The 4,989-nt window shown below is 63.0% G+C and carries 5 protein-coding genes; 1 reads left to right on the forward strand and 4 read right to left on the reverse strand.

The features are described from left to right. Positions 1-485: 485 nt before the first annotated feature. Positions 486-788, forward strand: a complete 303-nt coding sequence (locus NFC73_RS20555; RefSeq protein ID WP_254753308.1) for a DUF4193 domain-containing protein — start codon at positions 486-488, stop codon at positions 786-788. 162 nt (positions 789-950) lie between these two features. Here the strand turns inward: NFC73_RS20555 and NFC73_RS20560 are convergent, their stop codons facing one another. The 4 genes from NFC73_RS20560 to NFC73_RS20575 all read right to left on the reverse strand — a co-directional run bounded on the left by NFC73_RS20560 (position 951) and on the right by NFC73_RS20575 (position 4,563). After that, positions 951-1,277, reverse strand: coding sequence for a hypothetical protein (locus tag NFC73_RS20560; protein ID WP_254753310.1), 327 nt, complete (start codon positions 1,275-1,277; stop codon positions 951-953). Between the two features lie 217 nt (positions 1,278-1,494). Then, entirely contained in the window at positions 1,495-2,958 is a 1,464-nt protein-coding gene (locus NFC73_RS20565; RefSeq protein WP_254753312.1) for a plasmid pRiA4b ORF-3 family protein, read from the reverse strand. Positions 2,959-3,421: 463 nt separating this feature from the next. Then, a complete protein-coding gene (locus tag NFC73_RS20570) occupies positions 3,422-4,231 on the reverse strand; it encodes a hypothetical protein (RefSeq protein ID WP_254753314.1) in 810 nt (269 codons plus the stop codon). Further along, positions 4,228-4,563, reverse strand: a complete 336-nt coding sequence (locus NFC73_RS20575; protein ID WP_254753316.1) for a hypothetical protein — start codon at positions 4,561-4,563, stop codon at positions 4,228-4,230. Before NFC73_RS20575 ends, NFC73_RS20570 begins: the two co-directional genes overlap by 4 nt. Between the last annotated feature and the right edge of the window lie 426 nt (positions 4,564-4,989).

Genomic DNA, 4,989 nt, shown 5'->3' on the forward strand with positions numbered 1-4,989 from the left:
CCACCAGCACTGATCCCCAGATCCTCGCGCTCCCAGGACCAGCGTGGATCAACCAACCCAAGGAAATCACCCAACAGTCAGCCGCCTAACTCCCGTTGGTACCGTTCAGCTTGAAAAATTCCGGTGCGCTGCAAAGCTTCACAGGGAATCCTCAGGTTTACGCACATCTGGACCGAAGCTCCGGCCAACCGCTATTTGACCCGAGCTTCGCCAAGTGCAGGTGCAGTCTGCATGCCGTGCCGTACACCAGTTGTCGCGGGTCTGGCTCTGGTGCGAGGGCCGTCTCAAGAGGTGGCTGAGAGCCTTCGGGGGAGTCCCTTCCCAGCCCCTAGCTTTACGTAACATCAACTATCGGGCGTCGCCGCCACGGAGCGTTGACTCGCCGTCTTCCGGTCCTTTGACATGGGAACAACGGCACATTGGTGTACGTTGCAGTCTCGTCAGAAGAACCGCGCAGTAAACGTCAGAAATGAGAATCACCTAAAGTGGCAACCGATTACGACGAAGTCCGTTCAGACGTCAAGGAATCGCAGGACCGTTCCTTGGAGGCTTTGCAGTCTGCGAATGCCCCGGATGCCCGCAGCGTTATCAAGGAACTGGACGAAGCGGATGCGCTCGATGAGGGCCTGACTCCCGGGGGAGAGATTGTCGCCGAGGAGCTCATCGTCCAGGTGATTCCCCAGGCGGCGGACGAGTTCACCTGCTATTCCTGTTTCCTCGTCAGGCACCGGTCCCAGCTCGCCCGCGAAAGCAATGGCCACTCGTACTGCATCGAGTGCGAAGGCTAATACAGCTAGGCTCGTCGCTATGGCGCCATGTCCAACGGCACGCTGCCAGCGTGACTCACCCTTCGCTGGCGGTGTTGAGTAGTCCCCAGGGCTCATCTTGGGACGTGGCTACGGTAATTCGATGGTGGATTTTCTACCTGATGGGGTGATTGCTGTTGCCGGTCAGGCTGCCTGTGCAGCCATTACTGCCAGGGGCGTCGGGTTGTCCGGGGCGAGGATGCTTAGCCTGTAGTCGGCTTGGAAGGGGTCGACGCGGGCAGGCAGATGGTGAGATCTCGAGCAGGCCCGGAGTTCTTCGAGCGCGTCGGGCTCGATGTGGGCCCGGGTCACATCAATCTCCAGGGTCATGTCCGCGGTGAGTGAGTTGGCACGCTTCATGACGTCATACAGGCCGTGCACGCTGTGGGATGTCACGTGGCCCTGGGCGGCGACCTGGGCCTTGGCGCAGTCGAGGTCGACCCGGACCAGCACCCGAAGCTTGTCTGTCACGAAAATTTCTCCGCTCTGAAGGTTGGGTGCCACGACACTGTGGCGCCCCGGATAACCATAGACCAAATGTGATCCAGGCAACATATGTGTGGATGGAGTCGATCCGCGATCCGCGGCGGACAGTGCCGGGCCGGAGCGCCGAAAGGCCCGGCCGGAGGCCCACTTCTCGGCCGTTGCCGGTGAGTCGGCGTATCCGGAACCTGCGAACGTCGCTGCTCTATTCGTTCGACGTAGCCTCGGAGGACGTGGCCTGGTGCGGGGTCGGTGAGTTCGATGTGAGTGGTGATGAGTGAAGTGCTGCACGGGCGAAGGCTTGCCCTCGCGCGTTGACTGTGTTTGCTTCGAGCCCGAAGCGGTCCTCAAAGATGCCGAGGTTCAGCAGGACGTCCCGCGCGTCGACGAGGAGTGCCGTGACGGTGGTCGTGTCCAGTTCGGCTCCGGCGCGGGTGCTCCAGCCGAGTGCGCCGAGGCCGAAGGCGACGGCTTCAACGTAGCCGGCCCAGCCGACACGCTTGCCTGCGGCGACTTCAAGCAGGAGTAACAGCGCCGCGTCACGCTCGGAGTCATGACGATGCCGATGGGCGACCGCGCGGGCCAGGAAAAGCCACAGGCCCGCGGGATCATCGAGCATCCGCCTGGCGGCAACTGTGAGGACGAGCCGGCCTTTGATTTTGCGGATCAGGCCGAACCGCTGAGCACTTTCGCGCAGCTGAAGGACGGGCAGGGTCTGGTCCTCGCGGTTGGCGTTGCCGATCCAGTCCTTGGCCCAGCCAAGGTCGGTCATCGCCTCCCGGACCACGGCCGGCGGCAGCCAGCCGGCAGCGGTGAGGGACAGTCCGTCAAGCCCAATGCGGCGAATGAGCCAGAGATACGGGTCGGTCATGGCAGCGGCGACGTCTGCTTCGACCGTTGCGGGGCCGTCGAGGCTGGTGGCGCGCAGGTATGAACGGAATTCGCGGCGGAGTCCGGGCGGCATCCGGTTCGTGAGGTCCTGGGTCAGCGACTCGCTTCCGGGGCCCTGCCCGTTCCCAGCCGGTGCAGGGAACAGCAGGGTCAGTTCATGATTCACGGCATTGATATCCAGATGTTCCGGGTTGAATTCCTGCCAGGGCCCGGCTGTCCAGGCGACCCAGGCCTGAAGGTTCTTATGCTCTTCGTGGCCCGGGTCCGCGAGGGCGTCGAGCAGGTCGTGATAGCCACCGATGCCACCGGAATCTTCCAGCGGTGCCCGCCGTGCGCCGGCCAGGAGCCGCGCCGGTGGGGCGTTGGCCGGCTTCGGGAGGGTTCCGCTGAATTCGAGGCGGTGGATCCAGCCGTCGCCGAAGTCGTATTCATAGAACAGGGGACCGGATTCGTGGGTGAGGATCTGGCCCAGGGTCCAGTCCGTCTCGGGCAGGTCCTCGTCGGAGTCTTCCAGCAGGTCCACCGGGACCCAGCGCCGGGGCTCGCGTACGATCCCGTTGACGGCCCGGAGACGAACATGAGGGTCGGTGTCCGTGAAGGAATGCAGGTGGTAATCCCTCCAGCCCACGGCCGTTTGCAGGATCTCGTGGGCCCTGTCCAAGGTCAGAGAAGAATCGACCTCGAGGAGCCGCCAGATGGACGGCTCACTGCCCACGACTGATACCTTCAGCCGCAGCAACATCGGACCGGGTACTCCATCTGCTGCGCGTATCGTCACGGCACTATCCTGCCAGTGCCGGGGCTTGGGCGAGGCTTCTGCGCGGGCGGCGTCCGCTGTGCTGTCGCTGGTACGAGGCGTAGGCGCCCCAGGTGTTGCCGGCTTGTTTTGCGGGTTGCTTCCGGACCGGGTGATATCCAGGCATGCCAGTCGTACAGGACGAGTAGAAGGCGGCCGCCACTGCAGGTGGTAATCATGATGATCTTGATGGTTTGGGCCGGCCAGGAAGCAACGGCCGAAGCTGCGGCAGCAGCAACCCGGGCGGCCGCCGCGCGCCCGCGCAGACGCGCTCCAGGTAGCCCATGACGCGCTGCTGCAGCGCATCACTCCCGAGCAGCCTCAACGTGGCGACAAACCTGATGCCTGATCTAGCCGGGGCCCTCTGCCAACGGCCGGCAGTCCCGCCAGCCGCCAGAGGCCGCTGGGGTGCCCGTCGGACGGCGCTCGGAAGATTTCCTAGATTTCACGGGCGAGCTCCGAGGACCGGTAGCCCGTACAGTTCGGCTACGCGGTGGAATTCAGGGTCCGGTCCGACATTTGCAGAGGTTAGTTGCAGCAGGCCGTTGCGGCTGGGGGAGAGGCCTTCGTCAGCCCGCCGGTCCCAGTAGGCCCAGCACCTGCCGGTCAGTGTTTTCGATGGGTAGCTGATCCCCAGTGGTTCTGAGCCGTCGTCCAGTACGGTGCCGCGGATGACGTGGGCGAGCAGGGTTGTCAGGTCACGGTCGTCTCCGGTGAGGGAGCCGGCCGTGAGGAGCTGCAGGCGTTCGGTCAGCCCCGCCGTGGTTGGTGTGAGGGCTTCGAGGGCGCGGAGGGTGGCCGGGTCGTCGATTTGGACCCACCACCCCTGGCCAGGGAGCCGGATTTCGTAGATCGAACGGTCCATTTGCCAGTCCACGGAGATGGCCCATGGGACGTCGATCCCGTTCTCCTCTGCCTGGGCCCGGACACTGGTGATGTAGTCCTCGACCGTCCACCCGATGGATTCAGCGGCCTTGGCCACGGACGCGCGTTGCTGCCGGAAGCCGAGCAATACCTCGGCATAGGCGCATTGACGCGAGTCGGCGAGATAGACCGTCGAGCCTATGCTGTCGTATCGGCCCCGGGAGTCGCTGCCTGCGGCTTTTCCGATAGGCATGGGGCCAACGGTGGAATTCTTCCTGACCGACAACGCGCCGTAGCGGTCCTTCGCCACCCTGAACGAGATCTCGGCGGCAGCGCTGACAAGAGTCAGCCCCGTCAAGTCGCACTGGCGCACCTTGGCGGTCGTGATCATGCGGCGAAAGTGTCATTCACGAACGCTTCGGCAGCTCCCAATACCTCACGGGAACGCAGCTGCTGGATGTAAAGGACGGGAAGTTCCTCGTCCAGGCGCGGGTTGGCGCCCATCAACCAGGCCAACGCCACATGCTTGCCTTCGGCAAGCTCAAGGGTCTTCCAGACTCGATGACCCAGGCGCAGGCGGGATTCGACCTCCGGGCGGGGCTCCGGACCGTCAGGCTTCGCCCAGCGGAACGGCGACGTGCGGTCCTTCACGCCGGCCATAGTCTGCACCACCGTCGTACCCAGGTTGTCATTGAGTTCGCGCACCAGGTCGTGAATATTCATCCGGGTCGTACCCAAATGAATGTCATGTCGGGTCGTTGCTTCCATGTCTCAATACTCGCAGGCCCGCAAACGAAAAGCAACCAAAATGCAACGTAGAAACCATTGGGCTGCCGCGCTCAAGAGCGGCGACTCCAGCCTTGGAGCTCTTATCCTGGGTTGCCGTTGCGCCGGAAGCGGGGGTTCGGATATTCTAGAAAGAGACATTTACTTGAAGATTAAAGCAAACAACTTTACATAATCTCCATTATCGGCGAACGAATTTGGTCGGGGGGAGTACCCGCAGAAGGGGCTGTTGTCCGTTGTTGTCCTGTCTCACGCGAGGTGAGGCATTCTCAAGTTAGTTGAGGCATTTGTCAGCGTGTCTCATCCAAGTTGGGGCATTCCCGATTTTTGTCTCACTACAGTTGGGGCATGGGACGCGCAATG

The sequence above is a fragment of the Pseudarthrobacter humi genome (genome assembly GCF_024294965.1).
Classification (GTDB): Bacteria; Actinomycetota; Actinomycetes; order Actinomycetales; family Micrococcaceae; genus Arthrobacter; species Arthrobacter humi.

Bases quoted from the DNA above. Each gene is read 5' to 3' on its own strand.
- NFC73_RS20570 (WP_254753314.1), bottom strand. From the start codon at position 4,231: ATGATCACGACCGCCAAGGTGCGCCAGTGCGACTTGACGGGGCTGACT.
- NFC73_RS20575 (WP_254753316.1), bottom strand. From the start codon at position 4,563: ATGAATATTCACGACCTGGTGCGCGAACTCAATGACAACCTGGGTACG.